This window comes from Vibrio ostreae, assembly GCF_019226825.1.
Lineage (GTDB): Bacteria > Pseudomonadota > Gammaproteobacteria > Enterobacterales > Vibrionaceae > Vibrio > Vibrio ostreae.
Window position 1 is genome coordinate 2,136,220 of sequence record NZ_CP076643.1, and the last position, 18,868, is coordinate 2,155,087.

General features: G+C 51.1%; 22 protein-coding genes. 8 read left to right on the forward strand and 14 right to left on the reverse strand.

Annotated elements, in window-relative coordinates; translation table 11 throughout:
* Nucleotides 1–14: 14 nt before the first annotated feature.
* Genes KNV97_RS15820 through KNV97_RS15835 form a run of 4 tightly spaced genes read left to right on the forward strand, consistent with a single transcriptional unit; the run spans nucleotide 15 to nucleotide 3,360 of the window.
* Nucleotides 15–1,820 carry a penicillin-binding protein activator gene (locus KNV97_RS15820; RefSeq protein ID WP_218563443.1) on the forward strand — a complete coding sequence of 602 codons (1,806 nt, stop codon included), beginning with the start codon at nucleotides 15–17 and terminating at the stop codon, nucleotides 1,818–1,820.
* Entirely contained in the window at nucleotides 1,807–2,193 is a 387-nt protein-coding gene (locus KNV97_RS15825) for a YraN family protein (protein ID WP_136483590.1), read from the forward strand. The genes KNV97_RS15820 and KNV97_RS15825 overlap by 14 nt, the downstream gene beginning before the upstream one ends.
* Nucleotides 2,194–2,196: 3 nt before the next feature.
* Nucleotides 2,197–2,787 carry a phosphoheptose isomerase gene (locus tag KNV97_RS15830; RefSeq protein ID WP_136483340.1) on the forward strand — a complete coding sequence of 197 codons (591 nt, stop codon included), beginning with the start codon at nucleotides 2,197–2,199 and terminating at the stop codon, nucleotides 2,785–2,787.
* 3 nt (nucleotides 2,788–2,790) lie between these two features.
* On the forward strand, nucleotides 2,791–3,360 hold the full coding sequence (locus tag KNV97_RS15835) for a BON domain-containing protein (protein ID WP_218562305.1): 570 nt from the start codon (nucleotides 2,791–2,793) through the stop codon (nucleotides 3,358–3,360).
* 164 nt (nucleotides 3,361–3,524) lie between these two features.
* On the opposite strand, the gene sspB is transcribed toward KNV97_RS15835, so the two are convergent.
* The 8 genes from sspB to zapE all read right to left on the reverse strand — a co-directional run bounded on the left by sspB (nucleotide 3,525) and on the right by zapE (nucleotide 9,983).
* Nucleotides 3,525–4,001, reverse strand: a complete 477-nt coding sequence (sspB, locus tag KNV97_RS15840) for a ClpXP protease specificity-enhancing factor (RefSeq protein ID WP_136483589.1) — start codon at nucleotides 3,999–4,001, stop codon at nucleotides 3,525–3,527.
* A 25-nt stretch (nucleotides 4,002–4,026) separates the two neighbouring features.
* Nucleotides 4,027–4,662 carry a stringent starvation protein SspA gene (sspA, locus tag KNV97_RS15845; RefSeq protein ID WP_136483338.1) on the reverse strand — a complete coding sequence of 212 codons (636 nt, stop codon included), beginning with the start codon at nucleotides 4,660–4,662 and terminating at the stop codon, nucleotides 4,027–4,029.
* A gap of 100 nt (nucleotides 4,663–4,762) precedes the next feature.
* Entirely contained in the window at nucleotides 4,763–5,500 is a 738-nt protein-coding gene (locus KNV97_RS15850) for a cytochrome c1 (protein ID WP_136483337.1), read from the reverse strand.
* A complete protein-coding gene (locus KNV97_RS15855; protein ID WP_136483336.1) occupies nucleotides 5,497–6,762 on the reverse strand; it encodes a cytochrome b in 1,266 nt (421 codons plus the stop codon). Before KNV97_RS15855 ends, KNV97_RS15850 begins: the two co-directional genes overlap by 4 nt.
* Nucleotides 6,762–7,355 (reverse strand): ubiquinol-cytochrome c reductase iron-sulfur subunit, encoded by a 594-nt coding sequence (petA, locus tag KNV97_RS15860; RefSeq protein ID WP_136483335.1) that lies wholly within the window; start codon nucleotides 7,353–7,355, stop codon nucleotides 6,762–6,764. Before petA ends, KNV97_RS15855 begins: the two co-directional genes overlap by 1 nt.
* Nucleotides 7,356–7,774: 419 nt before the next feature.
* Nucleotides 7,775–8,167, reverse strand: a complete 393-nt coding sequence (rpsI, locus tag KNV97_RS15865) for a 30S ribosomal protein S9 (protein ID WP_136483334.1) — start codon at nucleotides 8,165–8,167, stop codon at nucleotides 7,775–7,777.
* 15 nt (nucleotides 8,168–8,182) lie between these two features.
* Nucleotides 8,183–8,611: a 50S ribosomal protein L13 gene (gene rplM / locus KNV97_RS15870; protein ID WP_136483333.1), complete on the reverse strand. Its 429-nt coding sequence runs from the start codon at nucleotides 8,609–8,611 to the stop codon at nucleotides 8,183–8,185.
* A 268-nt stretch (nucleotides 8,612–8,879) separates the two neighbouring features.
* On the reverse strand, nucleotides 8,880–9,983 hold the full coding sequence (zapE, locus tag KNV97_RS15875; RefSeq protein WP_218562306.1) for a cell division protein ZapE: 1,104 nt from the start codon (nucleotides 9,981–9,983) through the stop codon (nucleotides 8,880–8,882).
* A gap of 151 nt (nucleotides 9,984–10,134) precedes the next feature.
* On the opposite strand from zapE, the gene zapG reads away from it, so the two are divergent.
* From zapG to degS, 3 genes are all read left to right on the forward strand, one after another.
* Nucleotides 10,135–10,587, forward strand: a complete 453-nt coding sequence (gene zapG / locus KNV97_RS15880; protein ID WP_136483331.1) for a Z-ring associated protein ZapG — start codon at nucleotides 10,135–10,137, stop codon at nucleotides 10,585–10,587.
* Between the two features lie 500 nt (nucleotides 10,588–11,087).
* Nucleotides 11,088–12,455 carry a Do family serine endopeptidase gene (locus KNV97_RS15885; RefSeq protein ID WP_218563444.1) on the forward strand — a complete coding sequence of 456 codons (1,368 nt, stop codon included), beginning with the start codon at nucleotides 11,088–11,090 and terminating at the stop codon, nucleotides 12,453–12,455.
* Nucleotides 12,456–12,776: 321 nt separating this feature from the next.
* Nucleotides 12,777–13,838, forward strand: coding sequence for an outer membrane-stress sensor serine endopeptidase DegS (gene degS / locus KNV97_RS15890; protein ID WP_136483330.1), 1,062 nt, complete (start codon nucleotides 12,777–12,779; stop codon nucleotides 13,836–13,838).
* A 196-nt stretch (nucleotides 13,839–14,034) separates the two neighbouring features.
* Here the strand turns inward: degS and rplS are convergent, their stop codons facing one another.
* The 6 genes from rplS to ffh form a co-directional block, all read right to left on the reverse strand.
* Nucleotides 14,035–14,388, reverse strand: a complete 354-nt coding sequence (gene rplS / locus KNV97_RS15895; protein WP_136483329.1) for a 50S ribosomal protein L19 — start codon at nucleotides 14,386–14,388, stop codon at nucleotides 14,035–14,037.
* 41 nt (nucleotides 14,389–14,429) lie between these two features.
* Nucleotides 14,430–15,173, reverse strand: a complete 744-nt coding sequence (gene trmD / locus KNV97_RS15900) for a tRNA (guanosine(37)-N1)-methyltransferase TrmD (RefSeq protein ID WP_136483328.1) — start codon at nucleotides 15,171–15,173, stop codon at nucleotides 14,430–14,432.
* 26 nt (nucleotides 15,174–15,199) lie between these two features.
* A complete protein-coding gene (gene rimM / locus KNV97_RS15905; protein WP_136483327.1) occupies nucleotides 15,200–15,754 on the reverse strand; it encodes a ribosome maturation factor RimM in 555 nt (184 codons plus the stop codon).
* Between the two features lie 29 nt (nucleotides 15,755–15,783).
* On the reverse strand, nucleotides 15,784–16,032 hold the full coding sequence (gene rpsP, locus KNV97_RS15910) for a 30S ribosomal protein S16 (RefSeq protein WP_136483326.1): 249 nt from the start codon (nucleotides 16,030–16,032) through the stop codon (nucleotides 15,784–15,786).
* Nucleotides 16,026–16,259: a hypothetical protein gene (locus tag KNV97_RS15915; protein WP_218562307.1), complete on the reverse strand. Its 234-nt coding sequence runs from the start codon at nucleotides 16,257–16,259 to the stop codon at nucleotides 16,026–16,028. Before KNV97_RS15915 ends, rpsP begins: the two co-directional genes overlap by 7 nt.
* 75 nt (nucleotides 16,260–16,334) lie before the next feature.
* A complete protein-coding gene (gene ffh, locus KNV97_RS15920; protein WP_136483325.1) occupies nucleotides 16,335–17,714 on the reverse strand; it encodes a signal recognition particle protein in 1,380 nt (459 codons plus the stop codon).
* 327 nt (nucleotides 17,715–18,041) lie between these two features.
* On the opposite strand from ffh, the gene KNV97_RS15925 reads away from it, so the two are divergent.
* Complete coding sequence (locus KNV97_RS15925; protein ID WP_136483324.1) at nucleotides 18,042–18,836, forward strand: cytochrome C assembly family protein; 795 nt, start codon at nucleotides 18,042–18,044, stop codon at nucleotides 18,834–18,836.
* Nucleotides 18,837–18,868 lie beyond the last annotated feature (32 nt).

Here is an 18,868-nt window from a genome sequence, read left to right on the forward strand (position 1 = left end):
AAGAACTCATGGCTATGAAAAACCATCAGAGACGCAGTGTACCACGCTTACTCACTCCCGTTGCATTAGCAATTACCCTGGCCGCCTGTTCGTCGACCTCAACCTCACCGTTGAAAGTCAACCTGACAGACGAGCCAAGCTTGCCGACCCAGGTCTATTTGATGCAAGCGGACAGCAGTCAAGGCAGCCTGCAAAACGACTGGTTGATCATGGCGCTGAAAGCAGCACTGGCAGAAAACGACACCGCGCAGGCCGACCTGATTAACCGTCGCCTCGCCAAACAGACCCTGAGCCATTCGCAGCAGGCGGAATGGCGCCTGACTCACGCAGCACAGCTGTTTAACGCCGGGCAGTACGCCGATGCCCTTAAGCAGTTGCAATTTACCCACGACTGGCAACTGGCCGATCAGCAGTGGCAGCAATACCACCAGCTGCGGGCCGATATTTTCACCGCGCAGGATCGCAGCTTTGACTCCAGCCGCGAGCTGGTTGCGCTGTATGATTTCGTCAATCGCGAGCAGTATGAAGCCTTATCCGACCAAATCTGGACCAACCTGAGCCGCTACTCTGCCCAGGACATCACCAAGCTCTCGGCCGGTGCCGATGAAGCGGTGCTGGACGGCTGGCTGCAACTGGCAGTGTATGTCAAAACGCTGGGCAGCGATCTGCCCCAGTTGAAGAATACCCTGCAAAAATGGCTGCAGGAGAATCCGGATCATCCGGCAGCACGTTATACCCCGCAGGCAATTGAAGATATCCTTAACCTGGAAATCGTCAAACCTAAGCACACCGCGCTGCTGCTGCCGCTGAGTGGTAAATTCTCCAAGCCGGCACACCAGATCCGCGATGGCTTCATCATGGCACTGATGAACGATGAACAGCGCGATCCGCAAGCAACGCTGACCATCATCGATACCAACAGTGAAACGCCAGAGTCGATCGATAAAACCCTCATCAACAACAAGATTGATTTTGTGGTCGGTCCGCTGATTAAAGACAACATCCAAGCACTGCAGAAACATCAGCAGCAACGCGGTCAGACCATCCCGGCCCTGGCACTCAATATTCCCGATCAGGTCGAGGAAGGTGCGGACACCTGTTACCTCGCCCTGTCACCCGAGCAGGAAGTCGAGCAGGCAGCCAAGCATTTGTATGATCAAGGCTACCGCTATCCATTGATTCTGGCCCCGCAAGGCAACTACGGCCAGCGTGTGGTTGAAGCCTTTGACCAGGCGTGGAAACAGTACAGCAAACACAAAGTCGCGGTCAGTCAGTATCAGGATCGCCGTCAGCTACAACGCAACATCAACAATGTGTTTGGTCTGCAGGACAGCCAGCAGAATATTGCTCAGATGGAATCCCTGCTGGGCATGAAGATGGAAAGCCAGCCGCGCAGTCGTCGTGACATCGACGCCGTGTATATCGTCGCCAATAGTGCGGACCTGACCCTGATTAAGCCATTCATTGAAGTAGCGATTAACCCGGATACTCAGCCACCAAAACTGTTCTCGAACTCAGCCAGCAACAGCGGCGGTCGCCAGTATGAAGATCTGAGCGGTGTCAGCTACAGCGACATTCCACTGCTGATTCACCCGGATGAGAAGATTGCCGAGCAGATGGAAAAACTGTGGCCGAACTCTTCCAACGCCGAGCGCCGTTTACAGGCAATGGGCATGGATGCGTACCAGCTGATGGTTGAACTTCCGCAGATGAAAGTCGTCCAAGGTTATACTATCCAGGGGCAGACCGGTGTGCTGGGCATTGACGATAACTGTGTTGTACAGCGTGAAATCAGCTGGGCTGACCATGGGGCTCTTTAGCCGTCTTAAGCCAGTCAACCGGCGTCAGCAAGGTCAGAATTATGAACAGGCGGCGGCAGATTATCTGCGCCGCCACGGCCTGCTCCTGATTGAGCAAAACTTTCAGGTCAAGGCCGGTGAACTGGATTTGATCATGCGCGACAATGACACCCTGGTGTTCGTTGAAGTGAAATACCGCCATGACCAGCGCCACGGTCACGCTGCTGAAACCGTAACCAGACAGAAGCAGGCACGCTTGATCAAAGCGGCAAATTGGTGGATGCTCAAACAAGGCCTGAGTGCCGACCACACCAGTTTTCGATTCGATGTCGTGGCCATTCATGATAACGGACGCCAGATTGACTGGATAAAAAATGCAATCACCGAAGGATAATCGATGCTAGACAGCATTAAAGACAGTTTTACCGAAAGTATTCAAATTCAAATCGCCGCCGCAGAAGCGCTGCCGGATGCCATCATGCATGCCGCTCAGGCGATGGTCGCGACCCTGCTTAATGGCAACAAGATCCTGTGCTGTGGCAACGGGGGATCAGCCTCAAACGCGCAGCAGTTTACCTCTTGCCTGATTAACCGTTTCGAAACTGAACGCCCGAGTCTGCCAGCCATGGCCATGACCGCTGATAATACCACCCTGACCGCGGTCGCTAACGACTACCACTATCAGGAAATCTTTTCCAAACAGGTGCGCGCATTTGGTCAACCAGGTGACATTCTGCTGGCGATCTCCACCAGTGGTAACAGCCAGAACATTATCAAAGCGATGGAAGCGGCAGTAACCCGTGACATGACCATTATCGCGCTGACCGGCAAAGACGGCGGCGAGATGGCGGGCCTGCTGGGTGAAAACGATGTGGAAATCCGCATTCCTTCGCACCGTACCGCCCGAATTCAGGAAGTGCACATGGTCACCCTGCACTGTTTGTGCGACTTGATCGATCAGGTTTTATTTCCCGCTCACGAAGAGTAAGTTATGAAAACACTACGCCTATTTTCTGTTTTACTGGCTCTGGTCTCCCTGTCGGGATGTGCCGGACTGTTTATCGCCGGTGCCGCGACCACGGTCAATATCGCAACCGATCCGCGCTCCACGCAAGAGATCTGGAAAGATAACAATCTGGAGCTCGACATTACCGGTCTGGCCAATAAAACGCCTTACCAGTATCAGATGCGTATCACAGCCAAATCCTACCGTGGTACCGTGATTCTGATCGGTCAGTCGCGGACTGAAGATATGCTGCGCCAGTTCGTCGGCCAGGTCGAGCAGCTGCAAGGTGTCAAAGAGCTGCACAACCAGGTCAAAATTAAAGAGCCGCTTTCGTTTGGCCAAATCAGTAATGACAGCTGGATCACCACTAAGGTGAAATCAGCGCTGCTGGCCAAAGGTGAACTCAACGGGGTGAAAGTCTCGGTGATCACCGAGGACAGTGAAGTGTACCTGTTTGGCTATGTCAGCCGTGAACATGCTGCTATCGCCACCGACGTTGCGCGCAATATCTCCGGTGTTACTCAGGTCATCAAAGCGTTTCAGTATGCGGACTAAACGCTGAGTGTCTCACGCAGATTAGCCCAGGCTCCGGGCATAAAAAAATGCCCGGCCCGCAAATCGAGACATAAAAATCAAGACATAAAAAAAGCAGCGTAATAACGCTGCTTTTTGATTTTCTGCTGGCTAACTTGCCACTCTAATGACGAATAACCCTTCGGTTATTTCACCACACGCAGGCTTGGTTTGCCTTTGGCCGGACGAGGTGTTTCTTCCTCGTCACCAGCTTGCTCGCCATCATCCTCAACCGTAGCAACCGATACATCGGTCAGCGCCGGCTCAGCCGGGCTCTCATCCTGCAGGTTTTCTTCCGGCAGTTCCATGTAAGCCTCTTCAGGCTCAAACATGGTACCCGCCCCGTTCTCACGGGCATAAATGGCCTGTACCGCGTAAATAGGCACGATAACCTGATGCGGGCGACCGCCAAAACGGGCGCTGAATGTGACCGCGTCGTTACCCAGTTCCAGGTTACCGACCGCACGTGGCGCAACATTAAGAATGATCTGACCGTCCTGTACATATTCCATCGGAACACGTACACCCGGCAGAGTGGCATCAACCACCAGATGAGGCGTCAGTTCGTTATCCAGCAGCCAGTCATAAAATGCCCGAAGCATGTATGGCCGGCGCGGTGTCATTTGCTCGATATCCATTACTCAGGCCTTAACGAGACAGACGCATCTCGCGTTCTGCTTCAGTCAGAGAAGCCAGGAATGAATCACGTTCGAACACACGGTTCATGTAAATCTTCAGCTCTTTAGAACCCGGGCCGATCAGTTCAATGCCCAGTACCGGCAGACGCCACAACAGCGGAGCCAGGTAGCAGTCGATCAGGCTGAACTCTTCGCTCATGAAGTATTCGTATTCAGCAAAGAGCGGCCCCAGAGTCAGCAGCTCACCACGCAGTTCGTTACGTGCAGATTCCGCTTCCTCCGCACTACCTGTCACGATCTTGTCTGCCAGTGAATACCAGTTACGTTCGATACGGTAAATCATCAGACGGCTGTTACCACGGGCAACCGGGTAGACAGGCATCAATGGCGGATGAGGAAAACGCTCATCAAGGTATTCCATGATGATTTTTGAGTCGTAAAGCGCAAGCTCACGGTCAACCAATGTTGGTACTGATTTATATGGGTTCAGTTCAAGCAGTTCTGCAGGCAGATTGTTATCGTCTACCAGCTCAACCTCAACACTGACACCCTTTTCAGCCAGCACAATACGCACCTGATGGCTATACATATCTGACGCACTAGAAAATAGAGTCATCACAGAACGTTTATTGGCAGCTACAGCCATGGAGCCCTCCAGCACACACTTACAAATATAAAAAACAATGGAGGCTAAGCCTCCATTGATGATTCGATGAATCAAGAATTAGCACGGCATAATAGCACAATTAGTGCACATCACGCCAATACTCTTTCTTGAGCAGCACAACAACTATGGTCAACAGCACCAGGAAGGCCATCACCCACCAGCCCATGCTCTGACGCTCGAGCTTGACCGGCTCACCGGAATACTCAAGGAAGTTCACCAGGTCACGCACTGCCATATCAAATTCGCCGCTGCTCAGTTCGCCATTACCACGTGATTGGGTGCCCACCACGGTACGCACTTCTTCACCGTTCACCATATGGGTGCCGAATACCGGATCCGGAATACCTTGCAGCTCTTCCAGTACGTGCGGCATACCAACGCTCGGGAAGACAATGTTGTTGACCCCGAACGGACGACTCGGATCGGCATAGAAAGAACGCAGGTAGGTATACAGCCAGTCAACACCACGCACACGGGCCACCAGAGTCAGATCCGGAGGCGGCGCGCCGAACCACTTGGCCGCGGACTCTTGCGGAATCGCGTTTTCCATCAACGAACCAATTTTGGTTTGCGGATCAAAAATCAGATTCTCTTTCATCAGGTCAGCCGGAATCCCCAAGTCAGTGGCAACGCGCTCATAACGCTGATACTGAGTCGAGTGACAACCAAAACAGTAGTTCATAAACAGCTTGGCGCCACGCTGCAAAGAAGCCTTGTCAGTCAGGTCATTACCCGCTTTGTCCAGATGTACATTGGCTCCGGCTGCCATCACCAGGGAAGGCAGCATGGCAAACAAAATTACAATCCATTTTTTCATTTGAATGTCACCCTCTTCGGTAATGGTTTGGTTGCTTCGTTTTTACTGTAGAAGAACAGCAGCACGAAGAACATGAAGTAACCCAGACTAAAGATGCGCGCCAGCAGAGTATAAGTTGGCGTCGCAGGCAGCGCGCCCAGAATACCCAGGGCAATGAAACAAATGGTAAATTGGATAATGTTCACCAGGTGGAACTTACTGCGGTAGCGGTAAGAACGCACTTTACAGCGGTCCAGCCACGGCAACAGGAACAGCACCACAATCGATGCACCCATCGCGATAACACCAATCAGCTTGTCCGGTACCGCACGCAAAATGGCGTAGAACGGAGTGAAATACCAAACCGGTGCAATGTGCTCAGGGGTTTTGAGCGGGTTAGCCGCTTCAAAGTTAGGCGGCTCAAGGAAATAGCCTCCCATCTCTGGATTAAAGAACAACACATAACAGAACAGGAACAAGAAACCCGCCACACCAACCAGATCTTTTACCGTGCCGTAAGGATGGAAAGGAATCGAGTCGATAATGTCGTATTTCTTGGTGTAGTACTCATGGAACTTGAACTGACTCTGGTAATCGTCCCCCATCGAGCCTTTTGGCAGCTTGGTTTCGATACCATCCGGGTTGTTTGAACCCACTTCATGCAACGCCAGAATGTGCAGTACAATCAGCAGCAGCAGCACGATCGGCAGCGCAATCACGTGCAGCGCAAAGAAGCGGTTCAGGGTCGCACCGGAGATCACGTAGTCACCACGGATCCACAAAGTCAGGTCGTCACCAATCACCGGAATAGCACCAAACAGAGAAATGATCACCTGTGCGCCCCAGTAAGACATCTGACCCCATGGCAGCAGGTAACCCATAAAGGCTTCCGCCATCAACGCCAGGAAGATCAGCATACCGAAGATCCACAGCAGCTCGCGCGGTTTCTGGTACGAGCCGTAGATCAGACCACGGAACATGTGCAGGTAAACCACCACGAAAAATGCCGACGCGCCGGTCGAGTGCATGTAACGCAGCAGCCAGCCGTATTCGACATCACGCATGATGTATTCGACTGAGGCAAACGCCCCTTCGCCGGACGGCACATAGTTCATTGTCAGCCAGATACCGGTCAGGATCTGGTTCACCAATACCAGCATTGCCAAGGAACCGAAAAGGTACCAAAAGTTAAAGTTCTTCGGCATCGGGTATTCAGACAGGTGCTTTTTGTACGCATTCATCGCGGGCAGGCGTTTTTCCACCCAATCAAGTAGTGCTTGCATTATGCCTCCCCGGTTTCGTCAAGACCGATAACCATACGGGTATCGCTCAGGTACATGTACTTAGGAATGACCAGGTTGAGTGGAGCAGGTACACCCTGGAATACACGGCCCGCCATGTCGAACTTAGAACCATGACAAGGACAGAAGAAACCCGATTTAACACCTTGCACTTGTTCACTAAAAGAGTCCGGTAAATAGGTAGGTGAACAGCCCAGGTGGGTACAGATACCAACCGCGACAAAGTATTCAGGTTTTATTGAACGGTAGGTATTTTGTGCGTAGTCAGGTTGTTGATCTTCTTCAGAATTTGGATCGCGCAGTTGATCATCATGCTGTTTAAGGCCATCGACGATTGACTGCGAACGACGTACAACCCAGACCGGTTTACCACGCCATTCGACGCGAACCATTTGCCCCGCTTCGAGTTTACTGATGTCAACTTCGACCGGGGCGCCGGCGGCTTTCGCCTTGGCACTTGGGTTCCACGATTTGATAAAAGGTACAGCCACAGCAGCCGCTCCCAACCCGCCGACCACTGCTGTGGTAGCGGTTAAGAAACGTCTGCGACCGTTATTTAAAGGCACATTGCTCATCCAGACATTCTCCCATTTGCTCCTTGTGGATTCCTGTTATTCCTCTCAAGAGCATGGCTAACAAAATACGTTTATAATTGTATGTATTTGATGAGTGAGCATAAATAAAACCCTACTTTTTGACAAGATAAAGCTACCTTTTGCTAACATCAGTGCGGCGTTTCGCACGTCAGGTCACAAAAGAAGCAGAAGGGTGAGAAAACCGGCAGAAGGACGCTGTGAGAAAGAGCAGCATTGCACTGCGGGAGAAGAGTGAAAACAGTTCTATTTGCTGACAAATTAGCTGCTAACTATCTAAAAAAACTGAATTTAAAGCGAAAATCCTGAATGACAGACACAAAAAAGCCCGGTAAAAACCGGGCTTTTTGATCCACAATCCAGCCAGGCTGGAAAGCGAGACTCTTTTCGTAGTGAAAAGATTAACGCTTAGAGAACTGTGGACGACGACGTGCTTTACGCAGACCAACTTTCTTACGTTCAACGCGACGAGCGTCACGAGTAACGTAGCCAGCTGCACGTAGAGCAGGACGTAGAGACTCATCGTATTCCATCAGAGCGCGAGTGATACCGTGACGGATAGCACCTGCCTGACCAGAAATACCACCACCAGAAACAGTGATGTAAAGGTCTAGTTTCTCAACCATCTCAACTAGCTCTAGAGGCTGTTTAACAACCATGCGAGAAGTTGGACGACCGAAGTACTCATCAAGGCTACGCTTGTTGATTACGATGTTGCCGCTGCCTGGTTTAATGAAAACACGCGCAGCTGAGCTTTTGCGACGGCCAGTGCCGTAGTATTGATTCTCTGCCATTTCCGAAATCCCCGATTAGATGTCTAGTACTTTAGGTTGTTGAGCAGCGTGGTTGTGCTCAGCGCCTGCGTAAACTTTCAGCTTACGGTACATAGCACGGCCTAGAGGACCTTTTGGAAGCATACCTTTAACCGCTAGCTCAAGTACCATCTCTGGCTTACGTTCAATCAGCTTCTCGAAGCTAGTTGACTTAAGGCCACCTGGGAATTCAGTGTGACGGTGGTACATCTTGTCTTTAGCTTTGTTACCAGTTACAGCAACTTTCTCCGCGTTTACGATGATGATGTAATCACCAGTGTCAACGTGTGGAGTGTATTCAGCTTTGTGTTTGCCACGTAGGCGAGATGCAATTTCACTTGCTAGACGGCCAAGAGTTTTACCTTCAGCGTCTACAACGTACCAGTCGCGTTTTACAGTTTCTGGTTTAGCAACGAAAGTTTTCATGCTAATAATAACCCGTTTAATCAAATTTACACTTAAAGGAGCGTATACGCTCCCACTGTCTAAGAGCCCAGTCATCACCCCTTCGAGTGGGTGGCACTCTCGGCCTTTAAAAGACCTGCAGTAACGGTGGGTCGCAGGATTATAGAGAAGAGAGAAGAAAAAATCACCTCTTTTTGCTTAAAAAACTCATTTTTTTAAGCCCTGCGCCCTTTTTTCGGGCTTGCGCCCAATGTTTTTCAGGCTGACGCCCTATGTACAGCGGAATAAATTACGCGAGATGCTCGCGAGCCAGATATTCATGGCTCTGCATTTCTGTCAGCCTTGACTGACAACGTTTAAATTCAAACTCCAGCTGGCCCGCAGTATACAGATCTTCGAGCGCAACTTCTGCAGAAATTATCAGTTTTACATGCCGTTCGTAGAATTCATCGACTAAGGCGATAAAACGGCGTGCCGCGTCATCGATGGTGCGCCCCATCTGCTCCACGTCCGCAAGCAACACCGTGTGATACAAACGTGACATCTCTATATAGTCGTTCTGGCTGCGTGCGGTCTGGCACAACTGGGCAAACGTGGCATGCAGCACACCATCACTGGCAGCAAGCACATCAATGCGGCGATGATTGATCTCAATTTGATCCGCTTTAGGTTTATCTAGGCCAACCAACTGAGTGTAATATTGCTGCAGATTGCTGCGCGCCTGGTCATCAAGCGGATAATGGTAAATTTCAGCCTGCTGCAACGTACGCAAACGGTAATCCACTCCGCTGTCAACATTCAACACATGGCAATTGGCTTCAATCAGGGCGATGGCCGGCAGGAAACGAGCGCGTTGCAAGCCGTTGCGATACAGATCGTGCGGCGGAATATTGGAAGTGGCGACCAGGATCACGCCGCGCAGGAACAGCGCCTGAAACAGAGTTCCTAGGATCATCGCATCGGTGATGTCTGACACAAAAAATTCATCAAAGCAGATGATCACCGCCTCATCACGGAATTTATCTGCCACGATCTCTAAAGGATCGCCGACATCACCCAGTTGTCTCAGTTCATCATGTACCCGATACATAAAGCGGTGGAAGTGGACACGCATCTTTTTATCGGTCGGCAGCGCCTCATAAAACGTATCCATCAGATAGGTCTTACCGCGCCCGACGCCCCCCCAGAAATAGAGACCTTGCGGCGGCTTCGGCACTGCCTCTTTTTTACCGAGTAACTTTTGCCAGCGTGAAGGTCGTACCACTGGGGTATTAATGAAATCGATTACCTGATGATGCAAGGCATCCAACGCATCAACCGCGCGCGCCTGCGCTTCATCCCTTTGAAAATCAGATCGTTTTAGATCTTGCTCGTATCGCTGCTTTGGTGTCATGACAGTCTGCTAAAAAAATGAGGGGTAAATTCTGACGGTTAAAGGGTGTGCTTTTTGCTTTATCCGCCAACAGTCTCATAGTAACATGTCCCTTGAACATGTGTAACCAACCAGTGAAAAACATGTTAAATAACAACAATAAGGAGCAGTTATGCCTTGGATATATGCCATTGTGGGCTTGCTAGTAGGACTCGTTGCAGGGATTGTAATTGCTCGCCTGACGACCCCTCAATATAAGTCCCAGAAGACCCTACAGAAAGATTTAGACAGCGCTAAGTTTGAAATTGAACAGCATCGCCAGGAGCTGGCGGACCACTTCGCCCAGGCTGCGGAGATGCTGGATACACTCGGTAAAGATTACACCAAACTTTACCAGCACATGGCTGCCACCTCCTCAGAGCTGCTGCCAAGTTTGCCTGAGCAGGACAATCCGTTTGTGAAAAAGATTGCCCAGCATAAAGAGAGCGACACCTCATCAGCCAGCAGTGACGATACGTTCGAGCAGCCGCCGAAGGATTATGCCCAAGGCGCGACCGGCCTGCTGAAACCAGAAGAGAAAGCCATCATCCGCTCTTCTGAAGTGGTCAGTGCCAAAGCGAGTTAATCGTCCGCAACGGTTGTGCGCTGAAGCGACTGTTTTATCGAGATATCGCTTTCTGCAAACAATGTTTTATCTATACGTGTTTTATACATACGCTTTATACAAACATACGCTTTATACAAACATAGTTTTCTATAAACATAGTTTTCTATAAACGTTGCTATACCGAGACAACTTGGCGTTGCAGCCAGCACCGCGGCAGCTTCAAGTAGGAAGGTAATCTGCGCCACACCATGCGTCACCGCCCACCATACCTTTGTGGCCGGTGACGCATTCGTTTAAGGGCTGCTTTCTTTTAAGTCATGCATGCGTTATCGGTGATGCCGTGTTTAGTGCTTACACATCGTTTATTAGTTAAACATCGTTTAGCGCGCAAACATCGCTGTGCAGTAAATGAACTTTACGCATGTTTTTGAGTCATAACCCTCACTGAGCCTGTTGAAATGTCAGATCCTGACACAAATATCACAATAGCCAGACGTTAATCTATGAGGAGTTTTATGATGAAAAAACCTTTGCTTGCCTTAACCGTCCTGTCTCTAAGCTTAAGTTCCATCATCGCCCCACTACCGGCCTCCGCCGCCCTGCCTTTATCAGTCAACGGAGAACAGGTTCCCAGCCTGGCCCCGATGCTGGAAAAAGTCACTCCGGCCGTGGTCAGCATTGCGGTTGAAGGCACTCAAGTCTCTCGCCAACGTATTCCAGACCAGTTCCGTTTCTTCTTTGGCCCTGACTTCCCGACTGAACAATTACAGGAACGCCCGTTCCGTGGCCTCGGCTCCGGTGTGGTCATCAACGCCGACAAAGGCTATGTGGTCACTAACTACCATGTCATTAACGGCGCGGAAAAAATTCGCGTCCAGCTGCATGACGGTCGTGAGTATGACGCCGAGCTGGTTGGCGGCGACCAGATGGCCGATATCGCCCTGATCAAACTCGATAAGGCGAAAAATCTGACCCAAATTAAGATTGCCGATTCCGACCAGCTGCGGGTCGGTGATTTTACCGTCGCGATCGGTAACCCGTTTGGTCTTGGTCAGACCGTCACGTCGGGTATTGTGTCGGCGCTGGGCCGCAGTGGCCTCAACATCGAAAACTTTGAAAACTTCATCCAGACCGATGCCGCGATCAACAGCGGTAACTCCGGTGGCGCGCTGGTCAACCTTAATGGTGAACTGATCGGCATCAACACCGCGATTCTCGGCCCGAACGGCGGTAACGTCGGCATCGGCTTTGCCATCCCGGCCAACATGATGAAAAACCTCACCGATCAGATCCTCGAATTCGGCGAAGTGAAGCGCGGTATGCTCGGCGTGCAGGGTGGCGAGATCACCTCTGAACTGGCCGAGGCACTAGGTTACGACTCCAGTAAAGGCGCATTTGTCAGCCAGGTGCTGCCGGACAGCGCCGCGGATAAAGCCGGTATCAAAGCCGGAGACATCATTACCTCGGTCAACGGCAAGAAGATCGACACCTTTGCTGAGCTGCGTGCCAAAGTCGCCACCCTTGGCGCAGGCAAAACCGTTGAACTGGGTATCGTGCGTGACGGCAAGTCGCGCAGCTTCGATGTCACCCTGGGTGAACAGAGCAACGCTAAGACCAAGGCGGATAAACTGCATGAAGGCCTGACCGGTGCTGAGCTAAGCAATACCACCGATCAGGATCCGATAGAAGGGGTCAAAGTGACCAGCGTGGAGAAAGATTCTCCGGCGGCCAACTATCAGATCGAGAAAGATGACATCATCATCGGCGTGAACCGCAAACGGGTGAAAAACCTCGGTGAACTGCGTAAAGTTCTGGAGAAAACCCCCAATGTACTGGCGCTCAATATCCAGCGCGGTGAACGCACCATTTATCTGGTGGTTCGCTAATCAGCTTTCAGGGCGAGACTCCGCCCTGATCTGTCACCAGAAACATTCTGGTTATTAGTGATATATTTATAGGAAAAGGGCAGCTTTGTTACGCTGCCCTTTTGTTATTTCAGCCGGTAATGCTATTCTTCGGATTCGTTACCAAACTGCCCCAACGCGAGTCAGGTCGTTGAAATCGTTATCCGATCTAAACCGGGCAGAACCGAACCAACCCACGCGATGCCGAGCAGGTACTGTTGTATCCCTGACTCACCATCAGGCCCTGAGCAGCGTACGTGGAATACCTTTATTTTCGTCATCGACTAACCGTTTGGGGAATATATGCTGAAATTTCTGGGTCGCTCGGTCGGACTTGGGCTGGTCACCGCTGCTGTGGTGGTGTTTGCTGTGCCTTCACTGCGTCAGCACGTGATACCACCATCGGCGCCCAAACCAGCCAATATTGCGTCACTGCAAATCTCATTTAATCAGGCCGTACGCCGCGCTGCGCCTGCCGTGGTCAATATCTACAGCCGTAAATATTCCGAGAGTGACAAATCCAAACTCTCCACCCAGGGGCTGGGCTCGGGGGTTATTGTCAGCGAAAAAGGCTATATCATTACCAACTATCATGTTGTAGCCCAGGCAGACCAAATCATTGTTGCGCTGCAGGACGGCCGTGTTGCCGCCGCCCAGTTAGTGGGTAAAGACCGCCGCACCGATATCGCTGTGTTGCGGGTCGATGGCACCAACCTGCCGGTTATCCCGCAAAACCCGAACTACCAGGCTGAAGTCGGTGACGTGGTACTGGCCATCGGTAACCCATATAACCTCGGCCAGACCACAACGTTCGGCATCATTTCGGCGACCGGCCGCTCCTCAATCAGTGCCGATGGCCGCCAGGCGTTTATTCAGACTGACGCCGCCATCAATGAAGGCAACTCAGGTGGTGCGCTGGTCAATACTCAGGGCGAACTGGTCGGCATCAACACCGCCTCATTCCAGCAGGCAACCGAGCTTGAGACTTACGGCATTTCGTTTGCCATCCCGTTCGCGCTGGCGCACAAAATCATGGACAAAATCATCGCCGACGGCCGGGTCATCCGCGGCTATATCGGCGTGGACGGCCAGGACATCAACTCGATGACCTCAAGGCTGCTCGGCAGTGAACATGTCGGCGGGATTGTGGTACTGGGCATTGATCCGAACGGCCCGGCCGCCAAGGCCGGCTTTCAGATCCGCGATGTCATTCTTAAAATCGACGGCCAGAAGATCAACGGCCGCCAGAACGTGATGGATACCGTGACTGACCTGCGTCCGGGCACTGTGGTCGAATTTACCCTGCTGCGCAAAGGCAAAGAGGTCACGGTGCCGGTCACGATTGCTGAGGACAGCCGCGAATAACCCGGGTCAACAGCCTGAAGTCCGATGGACACAAGGTAACCCGAGGCACAAGGTAAACAGATGAGCTCAGAAGCTGGCCACTGCATTGCAGCCGTTAGAAAAACGCTGAGCGAGAAAAATACCTGAACCTATTCAAGAACGCATAAAAAAACGGAGCCCAAAGGCTCCGTTTTTTATGAGAACGCGAGTTCTAGCATTACTTCTTAGCAAGCTTCTCTTTGATACGAGCAGCTTTACCAGACAGTTCACGCAGGTAGTACAGCTTGGCACGACGTACTGCACCACGGCGTTTAACTTCAATGCTATCAACAACTGGAGAGTGTGTTTGGAACGTACGCTCAACACCTTCACCGTTAGAGATCTTACGTACAGTGAATGCTGAGTGCAGACCACGGTTACGGATTGCGATTACAACGCCTTCGAAAGCCTGTAGACGCTCACGGTCACCTTCTTTTACCTTAACTTGAACAACAACAGTGTCACCTGGTGCAAATTGAGGTAGGTCTTGTTTCATTTGCTCTTGTTCTAGAGCTTTGATGATGTTACTCATTGTGTAAATTCCTAGAATAAACTGATACTAAATTTAATAGGTTACTTAGCGTGAGTCTCTTTAATGTACTCGGCTAGTAATTGTTCCTGTTCGTCAGTCAGAGCTAGGTTTTCCAGGAGCTCTGGTCTTCTCAGCCAAGTTCGGCCCAGCGACTGTTTCAGTCGCCAACGACGAATGTCCTCGTGATTGCCGGATTTCAGTACCGCAGGCACCTCTTTTCCGTCTAACACTTCCGGACGCGTATAGTGCGGACAATCCAGCAGGCCATTGGCAAAAGAGTCTTCTTCTGCCGACGCGAAATCTCCCAATACTCCCGGAATAAACCGTGAGACCGAATCAATCAACGTCATGGCCGGGATTTCCCCGCCCGTCATCACAAAGTCACCAATTGACCATTCTTCGTCAACTTCAGACTGTATGATGCGCTCATCTACCCCTTCATAACGGCCACAGATCAGAATCAGATTCTGATTGGTTGCCAGTTCTTCAACGCCTTGCTGGTCGAGTTTTCGACCTTGAGGCGAGAGGTATATGACTTTCGTCTTTCCCGGTGCAGCGTGTTTCGCAGCATGGATGGAATCGCGCAAAGGCTGAACCATCATTAACATGCCAGGGCCGCCACCGTAGGGTTTATCATCGACAGTGCGACGTTTGTCATGAGTGAAATCACGAGGATTCCAGGTCTCAACTGACAACAACCCTTTTTTAACCGCTTGACCTGTTACTCCGAAATCGGTAACGCTGCGGAACATTTCAGGAAATAGGCTAATTATGCCAACCCACATGTGTTCTTCGCCTTATCGTTTCGAGTTTAGAACGCAGGATCCCAGTCAACTTCGATCCGTTGAGCTGAGCGATCAATCTGCTTGATCACTTGCTCTTCAAGGAACGGAATCAATCGTTCCTTTTGGCCAAAAGCATCTTTCAGATTTGCTTTCACTACCAGAACATCGTTCGAACCGGTTTCTAGCATGTCCACCACTTCACCAAGGTCGTAACCTTTCGTCGTGAACACCTTCATACCGAACAATTCCCGCCAGTAGAACTCGTCTTCTGACAATTCAGGCAGAGATGCCGGGTTGATAGCAATTTCTAAGTTAGTCAGCAGGTTTGCGTCTTCACGGATTTCAAGCCCTTCCAACTTAGCCACCATACCTTTGTTATGGCGCTTCCAGCTTTCTACTTTGTACTCAACCCATTCGCCCTTGTGGTTCACGAACCACGGACTGTAATCGAAAATGCTTTCAGCATTGTCTGTATAGGAAAAAACTTTAAGCCAGCCACGAATGCCATAAGAAGCACCAAACTTGCCTACAACAATCTTTTCGCTTTGCTCACTCATTGTTTCTTTGCCTTTCATCGACATAAACTAATTACTTCTTACTAAAGTAAGAATTAAGCCGCTTTTTGAGCGTCTTTAACTAGCTTAGCTACGCGGTCAGAAACTGAAGCGCCTTGTGAAACCCAGTGGTTCACGCGATCCAGATCCAGGCGCAGGCCTTCTTCTTGACCTTGAGCTGTAGGGTTGAAGAAACCTACTTTCTCGATGAAACGGCCAGTTGCAACGTTGCGGCTGTCAGCAACAACGATTTGATAGAATGGACGCTTTTTAGCGCCGTGACGTGCCAAACGAATGGTTACCATGTCGTCCTCTTTGCTTTCTCAAAAATAAAATTAACCCCAGTAACCATTTTATCAAAAACGGCTTGGGGTCTCGTGCCAAAATAAAGCCCCGGAATTTTACTCTTATTCCGGGGCATTGCAAGGGTTTTAGCTATTTTTTCGCCACCAGAAGTGGGGATAAAATACCGTGAGCTGGCTAACAGTTTGAAACTTAGCTGCAGAAGCGCACTGATGACGGGCGACTGCATTTAACCCACCTGCTGGCCTGAGCCGGTTTTCACCCGTTCAAGCCAACTGTCTGCCCCGGCTGCAGACTATCCGTGCTAGCGACCGAAGAAACCGCCGCCACCGCCACCCATGCCGCCCATCATGCCTTGCATGTTGCGCATCATGCCTTTCATGCCACCCTTTTGCATCTTCTTCATCATCTTCTGCATCTGGGTGAACTGTTTGAGCAGACGGTTGACATCCTGTACCTGAGTACCGGAACCGGCTGCAATCCGTTTTTTACGCGAACCTTTAATCAGCTCCGGACGCTCACGCTCTTTCATCGTCATCGAACTGATGATGGCTTCCATCTGCTTGAACATACGGTCATCAACTTTATCTTTGATGTCGGTTGGCAGCTTGTTCATGCCCGGCAGCTTATCCAGCATACCCATCATGCCGCCCATGTTCTGCATCTGACCCAGCTGTTCGCGGAAGTCTTCCAGATCGAAGCCTTTCTTCTCTTTGAACTTCTTGGCCAGTTTTTCCGCTTTTTCCTGGTCGACATTGCGCTGCAGATCTTCGATCAGCGACAGCACATCGCCCATGCCCAGAATACGTGACGCCACGCGATCCGGGTGGAAAGGCTCCAGCGCATCGGTCTTCTCACCAACACCGAGGAATTTAATCGGCTTACCGGTAATATGACGCACCGACAGCGCTGCACCACCACGGGCATCACCATCAACTTTGGTCAGAATCACACCGGTCAGCGGCAGTGCATCACCAAACGCTTTGGCGGTATTGGCCGCATCCTGACCTGTCATCGCATCGACCACAAACAGGGTTTCCACCGGCGTGATCGCCTGATGCAGCTGCTTGATTTCCGCCATCATCTGTTCATCGATAGCCAGACGACCGGCGGTATCGACGATCAGAACGTCGTAGAATTTTTTCTTCGCGTGATCAATCGCCGCGTTGGCGATATCAATCGGCTTCTGGTCAGCAGAAGACGGGAAGAAATCGACCCCCAGGTCGGTTGCCAGGGTCTCGAGCTGTTTGATCGCCGCCGGGCGATATACGTCCGCCGAGACCACCAGCACTTTCTTCTTGTCACGCTCTTTGAGCAGTTTCGACAGTTTACCGACCGAAGTGGTTTTACCGGCACCCTGCAGACCCGCCATCAGAATCACTGCCGGTGGCTGCGCCGCCAGATTCAGTGCTTCATTGGACTCACCCATGACCGCTTCAAGTTCATTGCGAACGATCTTGATGAATTCCTGGCCCGGAGTGAGAGATTTAGACACCTCAACCCCAACCGCATTTTCCTTCACACGGGCGACAAACTCACGCACAACCGGCAGAGCGACATCCGCTTCCAGCAACGCCATGCGAACTTCACGCAGCGTCTCTTTAATATTGTCTTCTGTAAGACGTCCTTTTCCGCTGATATTCTTCAGCGTACTGGACAATCGATCCGTTAAATTCTCAAACATGCTTTTCTCTTCGCGATTAGGCGATCAATAGCGCTGAGTATACCTTAGCCAAAAGGATAGGCATACCCATAGTGCGGTTGCTGGTCAGTTTCTTTGTCGGTTTGCGCCCATCGAAGCAGGATTTTGCTGCTCACAGCGCGATTTTGCGCGTCACTGTCAGGCTGTGGCTCCCTTGTGGCGGCCTTTGGGGACGAAAACTGATACTCAACCCTAAGGTGGGGGTAAATTCTTATATCTCAACTCTCAAAATCGATCACGATCCAACGTAGCCCAACGGGGTCAGGCAAGGTATAATTCGCCACTTAGTCCACCATTATTGTGAGAAGCATGGATAACCTTATCGCTATCGTTGCCGCCATCTTGTACCTGCTGTCAATTGCGACGATTGTACCCGGCCTTTCCGGCCAGACCGGCATCAAAGCTAAAGCTGTCTTCGTCAGCGCCGCACTGGCACTGTTGTTTCACGCCTGGCTGCTCAGCGACCTGATTCTGCACGGCAGCGGCCAGAACCTGAGCATGCTTAACGTCGCCTCTTTAATCAGCTTTATTATTTCGCTGGTAATGAGTATCGCGATGTTCAAAACCCGTTTGTGGTTCCTGCTGCCGGTGGTGTACAGCTTCTCTGCCATCAACCTGTCGGCGGCAACCTGGTTGCCGGGCACGTTTATTACTCACCTCGAGAATGATCCTAAGCTGATGGTGCACATCTCGTTTGCACTCTTCTCCTATTCAACCTTATCGATTGGCGCTCTGTACGCGTTGCAGCTGGCATGGCTCGATTACAAGCTCAAAAAGAAAAAAGGCCTGAGCATCAATCCCAATATGCCGCCACTGCTCATGGTTGAGCGTCAGCTGTTTAAGATTATTCTGATTGGTAACCTGCTGCTGACCGGCACCCTGATCACCGGTATTTTCTTTATCGGCGATATGTTTGCCCAGGGCAAAGCGCATAAAGGCGTGCTGTCTTTTATCGCCTGGATTGTTTACTCCATTTTATTGTGGGGACATTACCAGCGTGGCTGGCGCGGGCGCAAAGTGACCTGGTTTGCGGTCGCAGGGGCGACACTACTGACGTTGGCGTACTTTGGCAGCCGATTTGTCAGAGAGATTATTCTGCGCTAAGGTCAACGGGTTAGAAGATTGACACCCAGCCA